This is a genomic window from Chrysiogenes arsenatis DSM 11915, from assembly GCF_000469585.1.
Taxonomy (GTDB): domain Bacteria; phylum Chrysiogenota; class Chrysiogenetes; order Chrysiogenales; family Chrysiogenaceae; genus Chrysiogenes; species Chrysiogenes arsenatis.
Window position 1 is genome coordinate 1 of sequence record NZ_AWNK01000013.1, and the last position, 20,143, is coordinate 20,143.

14 protein-coding genes and 2 pseudogenes are annotated in these 20,143 nt (G+C 51.2%); 6 read left to right on the top strand and 10 right to left on the bottom strand.

Annotation, left to right across the window (positions count from 1 at the left end; all coding sequences use genetic code 11):
* On the top strand, nucleotides 1-631 hold a 631-nt coding region (istB, locus tag P304_RS0109930), incomplete at its 5' end, for an IS21-like element helper ATPase IstB (RefSeq protein WP_027390423.1).
* 98 nt (nucleotides 632-729) lie between these two features.
* Here the strand turns inward: istB and P304_RS17695 are convergent.
* Nucleotides 730-1,245, bottom strand: a pseudogene (locus P304_RS17695) (IS91 family transposase); the annotation flags it as partial.
* 51 nt (nucleotides 1,246-1,296) lie between these two features.
* A pseudogene (locus tag P304_RS17700) lies at nucleotides 1,297-2,070 on the bottom strand (tyrosine-type recombinase/integrase); the annotation flags it as partial.
* A gap of 206 nt (nucleotides 2,071-2,276) precedes the next feature.
* On the opposite strand from P304_RS17700, the gene P304_RS0109940 reads away from it, so the two are divergent.
* The 4 genes from P304_RS0109940 to P304_RS0109955 all read left to right on the top strand — a co-directional run bounded on the left by P304_RS0109940 (nucleotide 2,277) and on the right by P304_RS0109955 (nucleotide 4,870).
* Nucleotides 2,277-3,404: a protein kinase family protein gene (locus P304_RS0109940; protein ID WP_027390424.1), complete on the top strand. Its 1,128-nt coding sequence runs from the start codon at nucleotides 2,277-2,279 to the stop codon at nucleotides 3,402-3,404.
* 318 nt (nucleotides 3,405-3,722) lie between these two features.
* A complete protein-coding gene (locus P304_RS0109945; protein WP_152514529.1) occupies nucleotides 3,723-4,142 on the top strand; it encodes a hypothetical protein in 420 nt (139 codons plus the stop codon).
* A gap of 70 nt (nucleotides 4,143-4,212) precedes the next feature.
* Nucleotides 4,213-4,404 (top strand): hypothetical protein, encoded by a 192-nt coding sequence (locus tag P304_RS0109950; protein ID WP_027390426.1) that lies wholly within the window; start codon nucleotides 4,213-4,215, stop codon nucleotides 4,402-4,404.
* A 223-nt stretch (nucleotides 4,405-4,627) separates the two neighbouring features.
* Complete coding sequence (locus tag P304_RS0109955) at nucleotides 4,628-4,870, top strand: hypothetical protein (RefSeq protein WP_027390427.1); 243 nt, start codon at nucleotides 4,628-4,630, stop codon at nucleotides 4,868-4,870.
* On the opposite strand, the gene P304_RS15040 is transcribed toward P304_RS0109955, so the two are convergent.
* On the bottom strand, nucleotides 4,860-5,204 hold the full coding sequence (locus P304_RS15040) for a hypothetical protein (RefSeq protein ID WP_051321588.1): 345 nt from the start codon (nucleotides 5,202-5,204) through the stop codon (nucleotides 4,860-4,862). The two genes, P304_RS0109955 and P304_RS15040, sit on opposite strands and share 11 nt — an antisense overlap.
* 96 nt (nucleotides 5,205-5,300) lie before the next feature.
* Here P304_RS15040 and acnA point away from each other — a divergent pair, with 96 nt between their 5' ends.
* Nucleotides 5,301-7,955, top strand: a complete 2,655-nt coding sequence (gene acnA, locus P304_RS0109965) for an aconitate hydratase AcnA (protein ID WP_027390428.1) — start codon at nucleotides 5,301-5,303, stop codon at nucleotides 7,953-7,955.
* A gap of 40 nt (nucleotides 7,956-7,995) precedes the next feature.
* Here acnA and P304_RS0109970 read toward each other — a convergent pair whose 3' ends face one another.
* From P304_RS0109970 to P304_RS0110000, 7 genes are read right to left on the bottom strand one after another with little or no spacing between them, the layout of a single operon-like run.
* Entirely contained in the window at nucleotides 7,996-8,889 is an 894-nt protein-coding gene (locus P304_RS0109970) for an ABC transporter ATP-binding protein (protein ID WP_027390429.1), read from the bottom strand.
* Nucleotides 8,879-11,386, bottom strand: coding sequence for a TonB-dependent receptor (locus P304_RS0109975; protein ID WP_027390430.1), 2,508 nt, complete (start codon nucleotides 11,384-11,386; stop codon nucleotides 8,879-8,881). The genes P304_RS0109970 and P304_RS0109975 overlap by 11 nt, the downstream gene beginning before the upstream one ends.
* Nucleotides 11,383-14,583, bottom strand: a complete 3,201-nt coding sequence (locus P304_RS0109980) for a hypothetical protein (RefSeq protein WP_027390431.1) — start codon at nucleotides 14,581-14,583, stop codon at nucleotides 11,383-11,385. The genes P304_RS0109975 and P304_RS0109980 overlap by 4 nt, the downstream gene beginning before the upstream one ends.
* On the bottom strand, nucleotides 14,583-15,662 hold the full coding sequence (locus P304_RS15045; protein WP_051321589.1) for a formylglycine-generating enzyme family protein: 1,080 nt from the start codon (nucleotides 15,660-15,662) through the stop codon (nucleotides 14,583-14,585). Before P304_RS15045 ends, P304_RS0109980 begins: the two co-directional genes overlap by 1 nt.
* Nucleotides 15,659-16,825 (bottom strand): sensor histidine kinase, encoded by a 1,167-nt coding sequence (locus P304_RS0109990; RefSeq protein ID WP_027390432.1) that lies wholly within the window; start codon nucleotides 16,823-16,825, stop codon nucleotides 15,659-15,661. Before P304_RS0109990 ends, P304_RS15045 begins: the two co-directional genes overlap by 4 nt.
* A gap of 17 nt (nucleotides 16,826-16,842) precedes the next feature.
* On the bottom strand, nucleotides 16,843-19,440 hold the full coding sequence (locus P304_RS15050; protein ID WP_034765129.1) for a hybrid sensor histidine kinase/response regulator: 2,598 nt from the start codon (nucleotides 19,438-19,440) through the stop codon (nucleotides 16,843-16,845).
* A gap of 2 nt (nucleotides 19,441-19,442) precedes the next feature.
* Complete coding sequence (locus P304_RS0110000; RefSeq protein ID WP_027390433.1) at nucleotides 19,443-20,138, bottom strand: hypothetical protein; 696 nt, start codon at nucleotides 20,136-20,138, stop codon at nucleotides 19,443-19,445.
* Nucleotides 20,139-20,143: the final 5 nt, after the last annotated feature.

Below are 20,143 nucleotides of genomic sequence, written 5' to 3' on the forward strand. Positions count from 1 at the left end.
ACTAACGGAGTTGGAATTACGCATCCGCTCCGAAAACAACGAGAAACGACGAATTAAAGAGGCGAAATTCCCTCTGCTCAAGACACTGGAAAATTTCGACTTTGAAGCTGTACCCGAACTCGACAAGCGTCTAATGCGAGATCTGGCCGTGGGAGACTACCTTAATGAATGCCGCAACGTGATCCTGATGGGTAAAAGCGGTGCAGGCAAAACGCACCTAGCAACCGCTCTCGGTATCGAGGCTTGCCGTCAAAGCAAGCGAGTACGCTTCGTTACCGGCTACACTCTTGCTAATGATCTTGTGGAAGCCCGCACCGAGAGAGATTTAAATCGCCTACTCGGTAAATATACCCGGCTTGACCTGCTCATTCTCGATGAACTCGGATACGTGCCGTTCTCAAAAGAAGGAGCGGAATTACTCTTCCAGATCCTCGCTGAACGCCATGAACGCGGTTCGGTGATCATTACCACCAACCTTGGCTTTGCTGATTGGACGCAGATATTTGGTGATCACAATATGACCGCTGCGCTCCTCGATCGGCTAACTCATCGCGCCCATATCATCGAATGCACTTGGGACAGCTATCGCCTCAAGCAGTCTCTGAAAGGAGGAAAAAAGAAAACCCTTTAGCTGTACGATTAATTTACTAACCACCGAGGGTGGTCAAAATTCGGTGATCACAGGTGGTCAATTTTCGGTTGTCATAACGACGGCTTAATGGTGCGCATAAGGGAGCGCCATGGCTTGACTCGTAGCACCAGCTGCAGGAGGCGGATCAGTTTTTTACTTCCTGCATGGAGAAATCCATACGATCTTGCTCGCCGGAATCTTCGGGGGAGTACGTGGAGCGTGAGTAGATAAAGAAAGTACTCGCCTTTGACGGTTCTGGTGCGGTCTTCTCCACTTTTTGCATGGCGATAGCGGAAGGTGATCATGCCGTTTTGGCTGTGCAGAATATCTTTTTCACGGATCACACCACGATACAAATAGCGGCCAAGGTAGATTAATGCTTTTTCGCCGTTGCCCGCATCTTTGCAGTCAACCACCCACTGTTTTGGGCAATCATATGGAACGGGTAGTTTGTTTTCGACCAAACTTTGAAGCAGCTTTGCTCGGAATACGTTGGCCAATGCTTTATGGCAAAAAAGGTAGTTCCCAGACTTCTTGTTCCTCCAGTTGATGTCTAAAGAGTTCGCGACGGAGTTGACAACCGTTCTGGTGTTGTTGGCTGTTGTGGCGGTCAAGTGGGTATATCTGGCAGTGGTTAGAATGCTGACATGGCCAAGAATCTGCTGCAGCTCGAGCAGGTCGACTCCAGCTTCCAGCATATGGGTGGCATAACTGTGGCGCAGGGAATGGCATGTGATCCTTTTTAGGCCAAGGTGCCGAACCACGCCTTGCATAGCGGTTTGGATGCCTCCCCTGTCCAGAGGCAAATCAACCAAGTGGGCATTCTTCAGGCCTCGTTTTCTACTGGGGAAAAGAAAGCGGGGATGCTGGTGCACCGCCCAGAACTCCCGCAACAGCTGCAATGTTTTATTAGGCAAAGGCACCAGTCGATCCTTGTTCCCCTTGGCATCGCGAATATGCACCCGCATATTGCCAGCGTCGATATCGTCTACTGTAAGCCGGATACCCTCACCAAGGCGTAAACCCATGCTATAGCAGGTAAAGAAGAAAACCTTGTAGCTCAAGATACTGGTTGCGGCGAATAATCGTCCAGCCTGCTCCACCGACAAAATATCAGGAATTCTTGATGCCTTGGGCGGTTTGATCAGGAGAATGTTATCCCAAGGCTTGCGCAACACTTCAGAGTAGAAGAATTTCAGCCCGTAGAGGTCAAGCTTGACCGCACTCCAAGAGTGCGTATCCAACAGCTCAGTGAAATAATCAAGCAACTGATCGGATGAGAGATCGCCAACATTGCCATCGAAATAATTGCCGATGCGCCGAATCGCCCGAGCATAAGCATCAATGGTCTTCGGTTGCAAACCGCCAAGTTTGAGGCATTTGAGATGTTTCTGATACAGTTTGCCAAAATTAGGATTTTGCAGCATGGTGGTGTTCATTGTAATCTCCTCGGCAATTGATAGAGAGCGGCAACCGCTCTGCTGCTACCTATTACCGAATAAATTGAGATTACAACTGGTTAATCGTGCTTAGATGGGTTTATTCTGGATTTTACCTGCCGCGTAGCGGCTTCGTCCAACGAGTCGTTGAACCCGACAAATTATTGCGGGTTAACTAAGCGTTCGATTTTAAAAATGAGGTGACTGTGACTGCTAGAATCGTCGAATTTCTCAGAAAAAAAGATCTCGTATTTGTCAAAGAGCTTGGCCAAGGCGCTTGCGGAAAAACAGTTATTTTGCATGACGAAGTTATTGACGAAAGATTTGTTTGCAAAAAATACGCTCCTATTTATGAGCCTCTGAAAGAGGAATTGTTCGAGAATTTTGTCAGAGAAATAAAGCTATTGCACTTACTTAACCATCCAAATGTTGTACGTGTATTTAATTATTATCTGTATCCGGATAGGCTTACTGGCTACATACTAATGGAATTGATCGAGGGAAATGATATCGAGGAGTATTTGCTGTTGAACCCTGAGAAAGCAAATCAAGTTTTTTTGCAAACAGTCGATGGCTTTCAACATCTTGAGAAAAATGGAATTTTACACAGAGACATCAGGCCACAGAATATCTTGGTTTCAGAAGATGGCGTAGTTAAAATCATCGACTTTGGCTTTGGCAAGCGAATAGCGACGAAAAGTGACTTCGATAAAAGCATTACACTGAACTGGTGGTGCGAACCCCCACTTGATTTTGTTAGTCACACATACAACTTTAAAACAGAAGTGTATTTCATTGGTAGATTGTTCGAAAAAATAATTTTGGAATCAGGTGTTGAGCAGTTTGCCTATAAAAATCTGCTATCGCGAATGTGTGCAAGCGATCCTTCACAGAGAATTGAATCATTTGACAAAATAAAGCAAGAAATCTTGGCTGGAAAATTTAATGAAATTAAGTTCTCCAATTATGAGCTTTCTGCATATAGATCTTTTGCAAATGATTTGTCGAGGGTTATCTCCAAAGTTGAGCAGAGTACGAAATATCATCGTGAAGCTCAAGATGTGGAACGTAAGTTAGAAGATGCTTACCGCCTTGTAATGCTTGAAGAGGTATTGCCTAACAACTCTCTTGTCATTCAATGTTTTCTCAATGGGGCCTATTATTACTCTAATAAAATATTTATTGAGGTAGAAAATCTTAGAAAATTTGTTGAGTTATTGAGGTCTAGTTCTCGGGAAAAGAAGAATATAATCTTAAGCAACATATATACTCGCCTAGATAATATTCAAAGGTATATGGAAAGCAACAACTTTGATGACGATATTCCATTTTAGCCAGTCGATGAAGTAGATGCATGTGGACCTCAGTAGAAAAGCAAAAATCGAACCAGCGCATCCACCGGACATGGGTACAGCAGTGGTTTTCGAAATATTTCTACTTGGCGTTTGGCCTCTACGCTGCCGGTGATGCTTTGCGTTATGTGCAAAAAAGGAGTCCTGAGCTTTGTCAGACAATGCATTGCTAGCGCTATACATCGGCTTTGGGACTGTCCTTGGCCTCTCATTGGTGCATTTATTTCAACCTTTCTTGGCCGTTCGCAAAAAATATCTACATTCAGGCAAGAATGGATAAATTCACTTCGAGACGTATTTTTGAACATTATTTTTCGGGCAGAGGTTTTTACCGACGTTGCGCACAAAGATGATGAGGAAGCATATCGGGAAAAAGTGAAGCTCCTTGAAGCAATATCCAAAGCAAAGGTTCTTCTGAATCTCAGAGAAGAAGAATCTCGAAATCTCGTTCAAGCCCTAGAAGTCATCCCCGCCGAATATATGGGGAAAACAGGCGGATCAAAAAAATTTAAGGCACTTCAACCACGGATTGAAGAAACCATGCGGGATATTTTGAAAGAAGAGTGGAATCGAGTTAGGGATGGCGAAGTTCTTTGGAAGTTTAAAAAGCTCTTTAAACCAGGTGGCTTTCTACAAGAGTTCCATTGCTCACGGCTGGCAACCATTTTGTTGCTTCTAGTTTCAATGGTCGTGTTTGTGAAGTGGGTGAAATGCTCATAACACGGCGCTCCAGCCGACGCGCCAAAGGCGCGCGCGGCTGAGCTCGGCGTTAGGTGTAAGGAGGATTACTATGAGCCGCAATATCAAACTGGTCTTAACTGGATGCACACTCGTCTTGTTGGCTGGGTGCGCGTCAAATCCATCTGTATCCTCCCTTTCCTCTCTTGAGAGGCAAAGGGTTGCTCAGATGGTGGTTTTCGAAGCCGGTTCTATTCCAAGAGACAGCTACCAAATACTTGGGGCAGTTGAAGGAATAGCCTGAAACACAATCTGTATGCAAGCGGTTCACCGAGCCTGGATGAAGCCAAACAAGGCATTCGCATCCGTGCAGCTCAATTAGGGGCTGATGCGGTAATAAATATGATTTGCGAGGACAAACAGGAAGTCGATTGGGGAAGGAATTGTTGGCAAACAGTGGTGTGTGTAGGAGATGCGATCGTTTTACATGATAAATCGTCGCTTTCCCGACCGCCGAGGCAATAATTTTGTATGCGAGCGAAAGAAATACCAATCACGGCTGGGCGCACCTAGCGAAAAGCGATGCTGGCATGCGCAATGGGGTCAATATTGCGTGGGAAGCCGTAACACATCACGCGGTGGCCGAAGCGTTCGGCCTGCCGTTTCTTCGGTGGAAGCGGTCGTCAATACGCTACTCCCTTTGGGGAGCTGAAGACCTGAAACGGCTTGCACCGCGAAGGGGGAGCATCAAAGCATTCTCTATTCTTTGACGAGATCCCGAATAACTTCTTTGGTTCCTTCAACGGCAGCGTTGACTTTTTGGCCAGCCTTCTCTGCGGCGCTTTCAAGCTTTTCATTGGTTTTTTCGGCAGCTTCCTGAATTGCCGCGCCGGTTTTTTTCGCGGCATCGTCAATCGCAGCACCGGTCTTTTCCAATGAGGCGTCAATTTTTTGCCCTGCCGTTTGGGCGGGGCCGGCTTTTTCAATGACGTTGTCAATTTTCTGACCGAGCTTTTCCGCAGGCCCTTTTTCGCTACAGCCAATGACACCGAAAGGGAGAGAAAAAAGAAACAGAAAGAGAGATATTTTTGCGGTAGACTTCATCATTCGCTCCTTGATACAAATTCATCAAACACGCTGCAGGGTACCATTCTCTTTGACCTTTTAACAATCTCTAACCGAACTCTAAGGAGGCCGCCCATGGAACGTGCAAACTTTCGCGCCACACTGACCGTTAATCAACAAGAGTATACGTATTACAGCCTTGAGCTTCTTCATCAGCGAGAAGGGTATTACCTTGACCGACTGCCGTTTTCGATTCGGATATTGGTGGAAAATGCGCTGCGCAAGTTGGATGGAAAAGCCGTAACGGCCGATACGGTGCGGGAAATTAGCAATTGGCAACCGCGCTATGAGCAACCTCAGGAAATTGCCTATTACCCCGCGCGGGTTTTGATGCAGGATTTCACCGGCGTTCCCGGCGTCGTCGACCTTGCTTCCATGCGCGATGCGGTGGCCGAAATGGGGCTTGACCCGAAAAAGATCAATCCCGTCGTTCCCGTCGACCTGGTCATCGACCACTCCGTGCAAATTGATTATTATGGCACCGCCGATGCGCTTGAAAAAAACGTGGCACTGGAATACGAGCGTAACAGTGAACGATATATGCTTCTCAAGTGGGCGCAGAAGGCTTTTCACAATATGCGGATTGTGCCGCCAAATTCCGGTATCTGCCATCAGGTTAACCTTGAGTATCTTTCGCAAGGGGTAATGACGCAAAGCGTTGGTGGCGAAACGGTGGCGTTCCCCGACACCCTCGTTGGCACTGATTCCCACACCACGATGATCAACGGCCTTGGTGTGATGGCGTGGGGTGTTGGTGGGATTGAAGCGGAAGCGGTGATGCTCGGCCAGCCGTATTATATGTCGATTCCTGAAGTTATCGGCGTGCATTTGACTGGACGTTTGCGCGAAGGGGTGACCGCAACCGACCTTGTGTTGACACTGACGCAACTCCTCCGCAAGCATAAAGTTGTCGAAAAATTCGTGGAGTTCTTTGGCCCCGGCATGAAAGAACTGCCGCTGACCGATCGCGCGACGATTGCCAATATGGCTCCCGAATACGGCGCGACGATGGGATTTTTCCCTGTGGACGAAAAAACTATCGAGTATCTGCGCAACACCAATCGCACTGAAGCTGCGGCATTGACCGAAGCCTACTGTAAGGCGCAGAAACTTTTCTACCATAGTGACGAAATGCCGGAATACACCGCAGTGCTGGACTTCAATTTGAGTTCGGTCGAGCCTTCACTCGCAGGGCCAGCACGTCCACAGGATCGCGTGGCGTTGGGCGATATGCGCACCGCATTTCAGGCCGCTTTCGGCGAAAGCGATGTGACAGGCATTCCTGTGGAAATCGGGGGAAAAGCGGAAACCATCCGCGACGGTTCGGTCGTCATTGCGGCGATTACGTCGTGTACCAACACATCGAACCCATTCGTGATGGTGGGTGCGGGGTTAATCGCCAAAAAGGCGGCTGCGCTGGGGATGCAGGTTCCAGGCTATGTCAAAACATCACTGGCACCCGGTTCACGTGTCGTGCAGGATTATTTAGAACGGGCGGGGCTTTTGGAGTCCTTTGAAAAGCTTCGTTTTCACCTTGCTGGTTTTGGCTGTACGACGTGCATTGGTAACAGCGGGCCTTTGCATCCGTCGATTGAAGAGGCGATTGAGCGTCATAAACTGGTGGTCGCATCTGTGTTGTCGGGCAACCGCAACTTTGAGGCGCGTATTCATGGCTCAATTCGCGCCAACTATCTGGCATCACCCATGCTTGTCGTCATTTTTGCCCTTGCTGGACGGGTGGATATCGACCTTTACCACGATCCGATTGGGAGCAATGCGTTCGGCATGCCGGTCTTCTTGAAGGATTTGTGGCCGTCAAGCGAGGAAATTTATACCACGCTGAAAACCGCGCTGACACCAGCGGCATTCGCGCAGGAGTACGGCCATATCCTTGACGGTGATACCTTTTGGCAGCAGCTGCCGGTTCCCGAGGGGGAAACCTTTGCATGGGATCCACAGTCGACGTACATTCGCCGTCCACCGTTTTTTGAAAACTTCTCACTGCAGGCCGACACCGTCACCGATCTGCGTAACGCACGGGCATTGTTAGTGTTAGGCGATTCGGTGACGACGGATCATATTTCACCTGCCGGTACTATCCCCAAGGCGTATCCCGCTGGGCAATACCTGCAAGGGCAGGGGGTAAAGCCGAGTGACTTTAATTCGTATGGTTCACGCCGTGGCAGTCACGAAGTAATGATGCGGGGAACCTTTGGCAATGTGCGGATCAAAAATGCGCTGTGCGCTCCAGCAGAAGGGGGTATTACGCGCAAACTCCCTGAGGGCGATACGTGTTATATCTACGATGCTTCTGTGGCGTATCGCCAGCAAAATACCCCGCTGATTATCCTTGCGGGCAAAGAGTACGGCACTGGCTCATCGCGTGACTGGGCGGCCAAAGGGACGGCTTTACTGGGCGTCAAAGGGGTGATTGCCGAGTCCTTTGAGCGGATTCACCGCAGTAATTTGATTGGCATGGGCGTGTTGCCGATGGTGTTCCAAGCGGGGCAAAGCTGGCGTCAACTTGGACTGACGGGGGAAGAAGAATTTAGTATCGAAGGGATCGCATCGTTGACACCGGGGAAACTCCTGAACATTATGGTGAAAACAACTGATGGTCAGGTGAAGTCATTTAAAGTTATTGCCAAGTTAAACACCGATATTGAAGTGGAGTACTTCCAGAGCGGGGGGATTCTGGCGCAGGTGTTGCGGCAGTTGGCAGCAGAGTAAGCGGAGTATGCCTGAAAGGGACAGAAATCGCATGTTCCTCTTAATATTTTCCGGTTAACGCCAAAAACGTATCCTCTAAACTGATCTCATAAGGCTGAATCGTTATTTCCCCTTGGGCATAACGGTTTAGCCTTTTCGTTGCTTCTCGCGCGTCCAAGGTGCAAATCACCTGATAGCCACTGGCTGTATGTGAGATATCTTGTACTGTGGGGTCGCATTCGATTTCTGCCAACGCTATTTTTCCCTGAATATAATAGCCGTACCATCCATCGTGCAGCTCCGTCAGCGGTGCATGTTTCACCACGCGTCCCTTATCGATAACCAGCGCTTCATCAATAAAACGCTCCAAGTCCTGCATAATATGGGAGGTTATCAGAACAGTTTTCTTCCGTTCGGTAACATACCGGTTGAGATACTCAAGGAAAAGGCGGCGATACCCCGCGTCCAGCCCCATCGAAAAGTCGTCAAGAATCAGCAGGTCGGCGTTCTGCGCCATCAACACCGCGAGCGCAATCTGCGAACGTTGTCCGCATGACATATGGCCTATTTTGTGCCGCAGCGACAAGCCGAGTTTGGCGACAAGCGTGTGGTAGGTCTCGCTTTCCCATTTCGGATAGAAGTGACGGTAGAAGGATTCGGTCTGTTGAATATCAAAAAATTCGTACGATAAATGCCCTTCATGTAGCAGCGCAATCCGCTGTTTTGTTGCTGGTAACAGCGCATGTGCCGGCTCGCCAAAGAGCGTACATTGACCGTGTTGCGGTTGTAAAAACCCCATGATGATATTGATGGCGGTGGTTTTCCCCGCGCCGTTTTTGCCAAGCAGACCAAAAATTTTCCCCGCCGTTACGGTAAAGGAAATATCGTGCAGCACGGTTTCTTGCTCGTAGGCATGGCAGAGATGGTCGGCGCGAATGATGACCTCAGAAGTCATAACTCACCCCCGCCCAGATCTGCCGCCCGAGCTCATAGGTTTCGGTCGCATTGGTGGTATTTTGCTGGTCATTGCCGATGCGGTTTTTGGCATTCAGCAGATTGAAAATATCCAGACGAAACGTGACACGATGCGTTGCTTTGATGGCCTGCTCCCACGCGAACGACAGGTCAAACGTGGTTGCGGGGGCATATTTGACCACACGGTACGCACTGGTGGTGTGGCGTTCATACTCGCCCGTTGCGGTATTGTAATCGCCAAACCCGAGGAAGTAGGCGTTGTCATACTGTTCGATATGGCGATAGCCGGAACGGTAGCGCACGGCGGGAGCAACTGTAAGGGCATCAAAGTAGCGTCCGACATACGCGAGGTTGACAATAATCGGGCGGTTAAAGTTCCCACGCGGCAATTCGCTGCGCCGGATTACGTTTCCTTCGTACACCACCCGCTGCTCCAACTCCTCCAATCCGAACGTGTCGCTGTAGTTTTCGTTTGTTGTCTTTGCGTGTTGCCACATGGCGTTGGTGATAACCGTGTGGCGATTCCATGAGCGTTCCCACTTGATCTGCGCTGAGCGGTACTCGCTCTCTCCCTGATTGTTCAGGTGATAGCTGACCGCGTTATTGGCAGCTACCGCGCGCACGGTGGCAAACTCATCGCGCCCTTCACGGATGATATATTTCAGGGTGAGGTTGCCGTCCAGCACGGTTTGATCGATCCCGACCATGTATTCATCACTATATGGCGTTGCTAAGTCCTGAAAATTGTACGTTATTTTGACGCCATCGGTGGTTGGTTGCCACGGCTGGACGACATTTTGAAACGTCCAGCGTTTTTCCACATAGGTAGGAAGTCGCCCTTCGCGGAGTTTGTTGCTTAGGAGATTGCTCCCGTAATAACGGTGATAGCCAGCGGAAAGCACGGTGTTATTCGTACCAAAGAGGTCAAACTGTGACAAAAGTCTTGGGGCAAGGGTATGATTTTGCATAAAATCGTCGTAGGTGTAGCGCAGGCCAAGTCGGAGGCGAAGACGTTCGAAACGATAATCATCTTCGACATACATGCCGTAGTCATTGACGGTTGCGCGTACGTCAGATGCTGGTGATACCGTGCGGCTGCTGAAGTACTGTTCACCATCAACGCAGGTGTCGTTGGCTCCGCCGCAGATGACATTGGTCGCGCTGCCGATCACGCCCATATACGAAACTGCATTGACTGGACGGTGGAAACGCCCTTCGTTCATCCCGATAGTTGCGCCGTAGCTCAGGCGATGTTTCCCAAAAGCGTCAAACACGCCCACGGTATGGTCGACAGCCAGAGTGATTGATTCTTCAGTTTTTTTCAAATCGCCCCAACCGCCTTCAAAGCTTTTCTGTGGTGAGCCGTCGGCCATTGCGGGGAGCGAATAGCCCCACGGTTTATTCGGGGACGCTTCCCAGGCACGAAAAATATGCGGTGCGCGGCGGCTGTTTTCGGAAAAGGCGTAATCGGCATGCAGGCGGAATTTGCTTTCGCCGTGTTCACGGTGGTAGTTAAGAGCGCCCAGATAGCCGCCGCCATCGATAGCAAAATTACTTCGTTCCGTGTTGCGCATAAAGTAGCGCCCTTCGTAGGGGCTGTAGGCGAGTGTGGCATCCACGTAGCTTGAGCCATCAATATTGTGAATCCCTTTTAAGGAAATCGTTTGCGCTAGGCGATACTGTTCTTTCCACTCGCCGAAATAGCGCAACGGAATGGTGGAATCTGTCTGTTGATAACTGGTCAGCAGTCGGGTATCCGCCGTAATTGGCACGTGGAGCGTGGCGCTATATTGATCTTTCTGGAAGCGCGGTTGCATCTCCGCATGGTCGGAGTTGGCGAAGGCGGTGTGCGTATCATCGTCGATATGAAACTCTGTCCATTGCGAACGGGTTGTACGGTAGCTGAGGTTGCCGCTCAGGGTAGTGGCGGGGAGTTTGGTTGTAACCTCAATAACGCCGCCGGTAAAGCGGTCGTAAGCGGCGGGAACCGTGCTGTCGTGCAGCACAATATCTTCTACCAGTGCGGTATTGAAAAAGAACTTCTGCGCGTGACCCGGTACGTCGGTGGCGCTGTACGGGTTGGTGAAGGCAGGGTCGATGAGGCTGCTGTTGTTCATGCCATCCAGTAAGAATAAATTCTGGTAGCTTTTGCCGCCGGAAATCGAAAGTTGTGGTGGAAGGATTTCGCCGCCGCTCAGTGAGCTGCGGAACGCTTCGTCCATTTGCACAGCGGGAGCGATGCGCAGCAGTTCGGTGATGTCACCCTGCCCTGTTGGAAGGTGGCGGATCACTTCGCGGGGTAGTGGCGTTTGCCCCGATTCGGCGCGGTCGTGAATTTTCCGTTTCACTTCGATTTCATCAAGTAAAAATACATTTTCGGCATCGCTTGTATCAACAAGCGTTGTCATTGATTGAGCGGGAAGAGTGAGTGCGATAGACACCAGTGCGAGCCGGATGGTTGCCATACGTGGTTTCATTCGTATTTTCCTGGGTCAGCGTACAAAGGGGTTGGATCATTCGCGTCAGGTTTGCCGTCGCCATCAGAGTCGTCGTCCAGCTCCAAGCCGCAGGCGGCAATATGGGCAGGTGTTGCCCACGGCAGGAAAAAGTCCGGTTTGCCATCTTTGTCGGTGTCGACGAATGCCACCGCACAAGAAGGGAAGGCGTCGCGCGTCGTCACAGCATGTGCCAGTTGCTTCAGGGCGCGGTTGCGTTCTGTGGACATGGAGAAGATCTCCCACGCCGCACGGTATCCCGCTTCAATCAAGTCGAGCTCTGCAAAGGCCTGAGCGATGTTTTCGTACGCGGCTATTTTTACGCTTTCCAGAACAATCGTTTGGGCATAATCGTAGGCCAGTGCAAGCAGTTCCTGACTTTTTTCGGCCTGCGGCGTGTGTTGGTACAAGTTGGCGATATGGCGCAAGGCGACAACTTGGTTGTTGTCGCTGTTCATGGCGCGAGCACTTTCGGTAGCGCGGGAAAGAAGGGTATCGGTAATGTGGAGTGTGTCACCGACGAGCAGATGATCATTGGCCTGCCCAATAATGAAGTTGGCAGCGTACAAAGGCTCTAGTCCTTCGATGGTCTGATGCGCTTTGCTGAAGAGTGTTCTGGCGCGTGCCGTATGATTCAGGGCAACGTGCTGCGCTCCCACGGCAGCATACGCTTTGGAGCGGGCAAATGAATGAGGCAGCGTGTCGAGATACGCTTCGGCACTGTCAAGTATGGCATCGGACTTTTCTGGTCGTCCGATCAGTCGATATTCTTTGGCGAGTTTTAAATACCCTTTTTCGAGGTAACGGTTGCTCAATAAGTGACTAAATTCAGTGATTAGTTCGTGAGGCGTAAGTTCTGTCTGCTGCCGCACTTGTTCGATTTGTGTTGCAAGGTAATCTAAGGCGGCTTCAGCGAGGGCAAAGTCACCCGACAGGCGGGCGTGGGATGCGATCCCTTGGGCGGTACTGTTAAAGTAGCTCCACGAACTGACGATTTCATCAAAGGTGAGTTGTCCTTTGATCGTGTCGTCGTTGTAGAACGTTTGCGCCGACTGGAATCCTTCGGTACTCCCTTTCGCAATAAGTATCCCTCGGATGGCGGCGGCGCGTCCGGCAGGGGTCAGGAGTGTCAGTATGTCAGTGGCGCTCGTTGTGTCGCCTGCCCAGTAGAGATGACCGGCCAACAGGCCATAGCCTGTCGCCCCTTGCCATGTGGTGCCGGTAGTGGCATTGCGCCACACTTCCAGTTGGGTGAACGCATCGAGAATCTTTTGTTTCATCGTGTTTCTATCGGCACCTTGTTCGGCCAAGGTGCGGTAAATAGCGACCGCCTGCACGGTCGATGAGATATGCGAGTTGTAGTTCGGCCCGGCGAGCGGGGAGAGTTGGTGAATCAGGGTGAAGTAGTAGTCAAGCGCTTGGAGCGCTTCTGGGAGTGCCCCTTCTGTTGCCAGTTGAGCCGCAAAATCGCGCTGCCCGTTGGCAATGCGTGCCCAGCGTGTCCATTTTGCAGTTTGATTAAAGCTTGGCGTATTGTCGATGGCGTGCCAAAGCTGATTGCGCAGGGCATGCGCTTCGTCAAGCCGAGCAATCTGGCTGTAGTTTTTAGAAAGCTCGATTAGCTCGCTGATGAGGAAATCCGTCAATGTCCCTTCGGCCCAGAAGAGCGATTCTGCTTCTTGAAGGTAGGTGAGCGCGGCAGCACTATCGGAAAGGCGAAGTGCCTGGCCGATAAGACGATACCCTTTGGCACGGTTGGCGCTCCCGATAATAGAGCTTCTGACGAGATTTTCTGCCCGCTGGTGTTGCCCTGCTGTGGCGTACGACGCGACAATCGACAAATAAATATCGTCATTGACACTATCATCCCGCACGCGGTTAATCAGCGTGCGAGCGACCATGTTGCGGTCAAGATCGGACGAAAAATAGTACGCGGCGCGGCGGGCATTATCATCGCCGGGCATGAGATCGGGATGAACCGGAAAGCGGCTCAGATGAATACGCCCTTCGCTGGCAAGGAGTCGAATCGCCTCGCGCTCGGTAGCGAAGGTGTTTGACGATGATAATGCCGTGAGTTGAGCTGCAAACACCTCATCGTTCAGGTAGCTATTGTAGTCAGCAAAGTACGTGGAATCGAGCCCATTGACATTGAACGTGATGTAGGTGATGTACCGTGCCAGCTGCATCACGCGAAAGGTATCGACGGGGATGTCGATACCGGTGGCAATGGTTTCGATGGCGTCGTAGAGTCGACTGACATTGGCGATATAGGCCGGAGCAAGTTCTGCGGCGGGATAATTATCCAGTAACCCTTCGAGTGCGTTGTGCAGCAACTGCAGTGTATTGGTACGGGCGATTTGCTTCATCGTCGCGGAACCGCTGAACTGCGTGACGTTTTTGAGCTGTTCCGCCGTTGCGTACGCTCGTGCGACCACGGCTGCGTCAATTCCCTGGAGCGCCGCAGCAACTAAGGTTCCGTTGCTCTCTAAAAGTATTTGCGTCCGTAAGGCGTTGCCAAGATCGCTCAGAATTTCCGTCCCTCCCCCTTGCGCACTCTGCTCACTGGCAATACGTACCAGAAGATAGGCCACTTTCAACAGTTCACTGGAGTGGGTCGGGTCGCTAAGGGGATCAACATGCGCGGGCAAACCCAGAACGTGGCGCGTACGTGCTTGCAGGGTAGGGATATCGGTAATGGTTTCTGAAAGGCTCTGCATAATGGTGGTCACGGGAGAAATAATGACGGTATCAAGACTGCCAGCATATGGTCGCAGTGGGCTTTTCAGCGTAATCGATTCGAAAGAGGTGCCATATACGGTATCTACTCCACCGAGGGTTGAGAGATGGTAGGCTGACATGTCAATAGTGCGCGGAAAGATGAACGTGAAGCGACCAGCTTCGTCACTCCACGTCGTGCACGACTGATTGCCACCGACGCCGCAAAAAGAAGCAAGAGTGTGATCGCTGTTATGACGGAGCCATACGGCAGCGTTTCGGATGGGTGGATCAACAACTATGCCGCTCAGTGTTACCGTTGTGCCGCTGGGGAGTGCCCCCGTTGTGCCACCCGTCGATGAGTCGCTGACCCAACTTGATCCGCCACCACCGCCACAACCAACTATTATAAGGAGCAGTACGGCAACGAGGGCACTACAGCGCCAGTAGTAGCGTATTCGCATTAGAAATCACCTCGTTTTATCGGAATGGTGCGTGCGATACGGAAACCGACAATGCGACTATTCGCATCTTCCGTTGCCGACCCACGATAGGCCGAACGAGCCATTTTCGGAAAGCTGCTCCACGCACCACCACGCGTTATCCGCTTGTTCAGCAGGCACTGTTCTGTGCCCCACACGCTGCCATCAGTCGGCGCACCAACGTAGTCGCTGTGCCAACAGTCGGCTACAAATTCCCATACGTTCCCATGAACATCGTACAGTCCCCACGGATTTGGCGGGTAACTGCCAACGGCTACGGTTCCCTGTGAGCACCCTCTCGCCATGCTTTCAGCTTCAGAATCAGACGCGGGATAGCAGAAGTTTGCTCGACTTGCCGTAATGACTCCGCCAAAACTGAAATGGCCGGTGGTGCCGGCGCGGGCGGCATATTCCCACTCTGCTTCGCTCAGAAGGCGATATTGGTAAGCGGCGGGAGCATCGGCCAGTCCCGCTACACGGTTGAGCCACGGGAGATATTCGGTGGTAATCTGAATCCAACTTGCTCCGATCAGCGGTTGATTGCCGCGACCCCACAGGTCTTCGAGGCGCTGAGTGCAGCCACCACTGGCGTAACACGCATCCCATTCGTCAAAAGTGATAGCATATTTGCCGACCAGTAACGGGTGGGCGATAGTGACGGTGTGTTGCGGACGTTCGGCATTGCTGCCCATTTCTGACGCAGGGGAACCCATGGTGTAGCTTCCTGTCGGTATAACGCGAACTTCAGGGCACTCAGGGCATTCGCGGATCTCTACCGGAATCCCCAATGCTTGCGCCGTTGCTTCTTGTCGCGCCCTGACATTCGTGCCGCTCCAGCCATCAATAACGGGAAATGTATTTGATTGAATCGTGACGAATGCCGCTTCGTCAGGCACATCACTCGATTCCACTCGTTCGGGAAAGGTAAATTGGATAGGTGTGACGGCTTCCGCTGTTGGAACACTATTGCGCCCCAATAAATAGCCTCCAAATGTGCTGACCACAGCAACAAGGACAAGTGTTGTCCAGTGGTAACGGTACGGTGCAGAGGTTTGACTCAAGCATCTTCTCCGGCAAGTGGCAGTGTCAGGATAAAGCAGGCACCTTCATGGGTATTCGTGGCAGCAATGGTGCCGTCCATGCGCGTGATGATTTGTTTGGCGAGCGAAAGGCCAATGCCGGTCCCTTTCTCCCCTTTGGTGGTTTCAAAAGGGTCAAAGAGTTTTTCAGGGAGGAGGTCTTCTGAAATACCGCCACCGTTATCACATACCATGACGCGTGCGGACGATGCGATGGCTTCAATGGTGACGCTCACCCGTGGGTCAGTGCATTTCCGCTCGCTTAGGGCGTCTCGCGCATTATTCAGGAGGTTGAGCACCACTTGTTTGACTTCATTCGGATAGCCGATAACGCGCACTTTTCGCGGACAGTGTACGTCGAGCGCTATATCGCGCAACTCAAACTCCTTCCCGATCAGTGCGATGATTTCCTGTACGCTTGTAAGAAGGTTGAAAACCACTTTTTCTTTGCTTGGTACAAGAAAACGGCGGAAGTCTTCTACGGTTTTTGCCATAAAGCGAATTTGTTGCAGAACGCTTTCCGTGGTCTCTTTCAGATATGCTTCATCAAGAAGCTTATTTTGGTGAGCGCAGAGCACCGATTCTGTCAGGATTGAAACGGTACACAGTGGCTGCTGCCACTGGTGAGCGATGGCACCAAGCATCGAACCCATTTCTGCCATTTTGCTTTGTTGAATAAGCAGTTGGCGACTTAGTTCGTGCTCTTGTTGCGCCGTCATGCGCAAGGCGACTTCCTGTTCAACCTGCTGCTTGAGTTGGCGATTGAGTTGTTGGAGTTTCAAATGGTTTTTGAGGCGCGAAAGGATAATTGCTGGATGAAATGGCTTGGTAATATAGTCAACGGCGCCAAGTTCAAGTCCACGCTGCTCGTCATCTTTTTCGTGCATAGCTGTTACAAAAACTATGGGAACGGAACGGGTCGCTTCGTCTGCCATGAGGCGGCGGCATACTTCGTAGCCGTCCATACCCGGCATTTGGATGTCGAGTAAGATAAGATCTGGCACAACAATGCGTACTACTTCAAGTGCTTCTTCACCGCTCAGGGCTACGCTCACTTCATAGGTGTCGCGAAGCATCTCGTCTAAAACGCGAATATTGAGCCGTTCATCATCGACGATAAGGATTTTCTGGCCTCTTTGGTGCATGGGAGCTCCTGAATGATTCAGCGTGCGTTTTGTGTTGGCAACCAATCCTGAATACGTCGCAACGCATCTTCTGCCTCTTTGAAAGCGAAGGTATTTACTGCTAACTCAAACCGGCGCACCAGTTCAGGAGCTTCACCGCCCAAGGCTTTGCGAAGTGCTGGAAGCAGTTCCGCAGCACGGGTACTGCGATGTTGTATATGAACTTTGAGCGATTCAAGCAACGGAACGAGCGCTTCAGCGTCAAGCGCCCCATATGGACGATAGGGAATACTATACTCAATTTTCTCAAGTGATGCTAGGGGGTGCATCACGAAGGCGATATTTTGTTCAAACTGGCGCAAGGCCTCGGGGGGCACTTCACCGCGCTTAAAATGATTTTCTATTTCCTTGGTCTGTTCCGCCAGGGTCTGCGCTCCAAGGTTGGCCGCAACACCACGAAAGGCATGCAACATTTTTTGTGCCCGCTCCAGATGGCCGCTCGTCATGGCATTTTTGATACGCAGAGCAATGTCACGGTGTTCCGTATAAAACTCAGCGAGCAACTGTAGATAGAGTGGACGATTCTGGCGTACTCGTGTCATACCGCTCTGCGTATCGATGCCGGGGAAGTTGAGCGGAGTTTCTTGATCATCTTTTTCGGATACCTCTGCGTGGCGCGGCGTGTCGGCGTGTGTGAGAGTCTGCGCGCGAGTATCACGTTCCAGCCATGTATCAAGCAATGTGTACAATGTCTTCGGAACAACTGGTTTCGCGAGATACTCATTCATGCCACATGCGAGACAGGTATCGCGATCTTGCGCGTGGGCGTTGGCGGTCATGGCAATGATCGGAATATCACGCCAAGCGGGTTGTTCGCGGATGGCTTTGGTTGCGGTATAGCCATCCATCACCGGCATTTGGATATCCATCAGGATAAGATGGAACGATTGCCGTGCGATACACTCCAGCGCCTCTTGACCATGATTCGCAATGGTGACGGTGGCGCCGGTGGCTTCTATTAACTCGCGTGAAACCTGTTGGTTAATCCAGTTATCTTCCACCACAAGCACATCTCCTTGCAGTCGAGGAACGGTGTCCTGAGTCGCCGGAGCCGTTGGTCGTGTCTTGGCTCCTGCTTCCATGGCAACGGGGAGAGTCACGTGAAACTCGCTGCCTGCGCCAAGTTTGCTACTCACAGTAACGGTACCGTCCATGAGCGTTGCCAAGTGCTGTGTGATGGCGAGTCCCAGACCCGTACCGCCAAAGCGGCGTGTTGTGGAACTATCGGCTTGAGAAAACGGCTGAAAGAGCAAAGCGACACTCTCTGACGTCATCCCGATTCCGGTATCCCGTACGGTGATGAAGAGGGTAGTATTGGAAGTGTTTTTCGCCAGCTCTCCGCATGAAAGCGTGACGGCTACCTCGCCCCATTCGGTGAATTTTAGGGCGTTGCCCGTTAGATTCGTTAAAATCTGTCCAATGCGTAATGGGTCGCCAATGAGCGTCTGGGGAATCGCTGGGTCGATCGTAATAGTGAGTCGTACCCCTTTGGCATCGGCTATAGCATCAAACAGGGTACGCAGGTTTTCTGTGAGCGTTTTTGGAGTAAAAGCAATCCGCTCCAATTCGAGTTTTCCCGCTTCGATTTTGGAAAAATCGAGAATATCGTTGATAGACTCCAGCAGTGTTTGCGACGAAAGTTGAATTTTACTCAGATAGTCGCGCTGTTTTTCCTGAAGCTCCGTGCGTGCCAGGAGATGGCTCATGCCCAAAATGGCATTCATGGGCGTCCGAATTTCATGGCTGACATTGGCCAGAAAAGTACTCTTTGCCTCGTTCGCTTGTTCGGCACTCTCTTTTGCCTGACGCAGTTCAGCGGTACGCAAGGCAACCGTTGTTTCGAGTATTTCGTGGTGGCTCTGCAATTCTTCGTCGCGTCGCTCGATTTCGCGTAGCATGTGATTGAAATTATCGACCAGAGCGCCGATTTCATCGCGACTCGTTTTCAGCACGCGAATCGCATAGTTGCGCGATTCGGCAATATCTCGCGTGGCGGTTGTCAGTTCCGAAATAGGTCGGGTGATGCGGGACGAAACCCGTACACTTACCATGAGACTGAGGAGCACGAAAGCAAGGGATACCGTGAAGGTCACAAAGAGCCCAGTCAGTATTTCTACCCATACCGAGGTGATATCCGCCGAGAGGGCAATGTGCCCAATGATATCACCCGAGAGCGTAATCGTGTGGTAAGCGTCGACGTTGACCGGGAATGTGTTGCGAACAAACGTGTCCAGTGCTGATGTGCCTAGGTAGCGCGATGGCGTTTGGGGGAAATCGGTGGCTTCGGCAAGCATCGTTCCGTCTGGAGCAATAAGGTGAGCCGAGTTCATATTCGGGTGGGCTTGCAAGGCGCCTAGAAGGATGGTGAGCTGTTGGCGATCGCGGAAAATCAGGGCGGTCTGGCTGCTTTGCCCGACAATCGCTGCCGTGGTGGAAAGTTGCGCGTGGGTGTCGTCATAGGCTCGCATTAACGATTGGGCGCTGAAGGTAATGCCAACAACGGTGAAGGTGAAGAAGGATGCGACTACCACTAGCAGAACAAGTTTTCGCGAAATCCCGAACGTCACCGTCGCCATGACTATTTCCACTGTCCATGGTCGTCCAAATAGCGGTCGATAAAGCGTTGTGGCAGAGGTTTGGCGGATTCGGGTACTTTGGGAGTATACATGTCGTGCACCCGTTTTGCGGTTTCACGCCCGATACGGTACGCCAGTTCTGACATGTTGGGAGCGGTTTCGCTGAGAGCGGGATAGATAGCATCAAAAAGACCAGCGTTAAATTGGCCAACCGCTGCGACATCGCCGTACCACAGTGTCATCCCGTCTGACGTGCGGATGAGGCGGATGGCGGTATCAATGAGCGCATCGTTATTCGCCTCTACAAAGGAACGGACGTGACCAACAATGATATATTTGAAACGCTCCTTGCGGGCATATTCAATCGCGTTGACCACTTCGCGTTCTTCGTTGGCATTCGGGGTGAGCGCAAACCAATCATTGTAGTCCAGCTCTTCGACGCGGAAAAATAACCGTTCTGTATGAAAGGCTTTTTCGACGGCCAAGGCCAGAAAACGACCGGAAAAACGGACTTCCCGTGAAGGTTTAAAGTTGATGATGGCGAGTGAATGCTCCTTGAAGTCGCGTGTCACCGAAGGGTACATCGAAATATACTCGTGCACGCGCACCTTGGCGTTATCGCCCGAGTATATTTTCCCGGCGCACCCACCAAGCACGGTGATACAGGCGAGACACATGAGCAATGCTATCGATTTCATGCGAG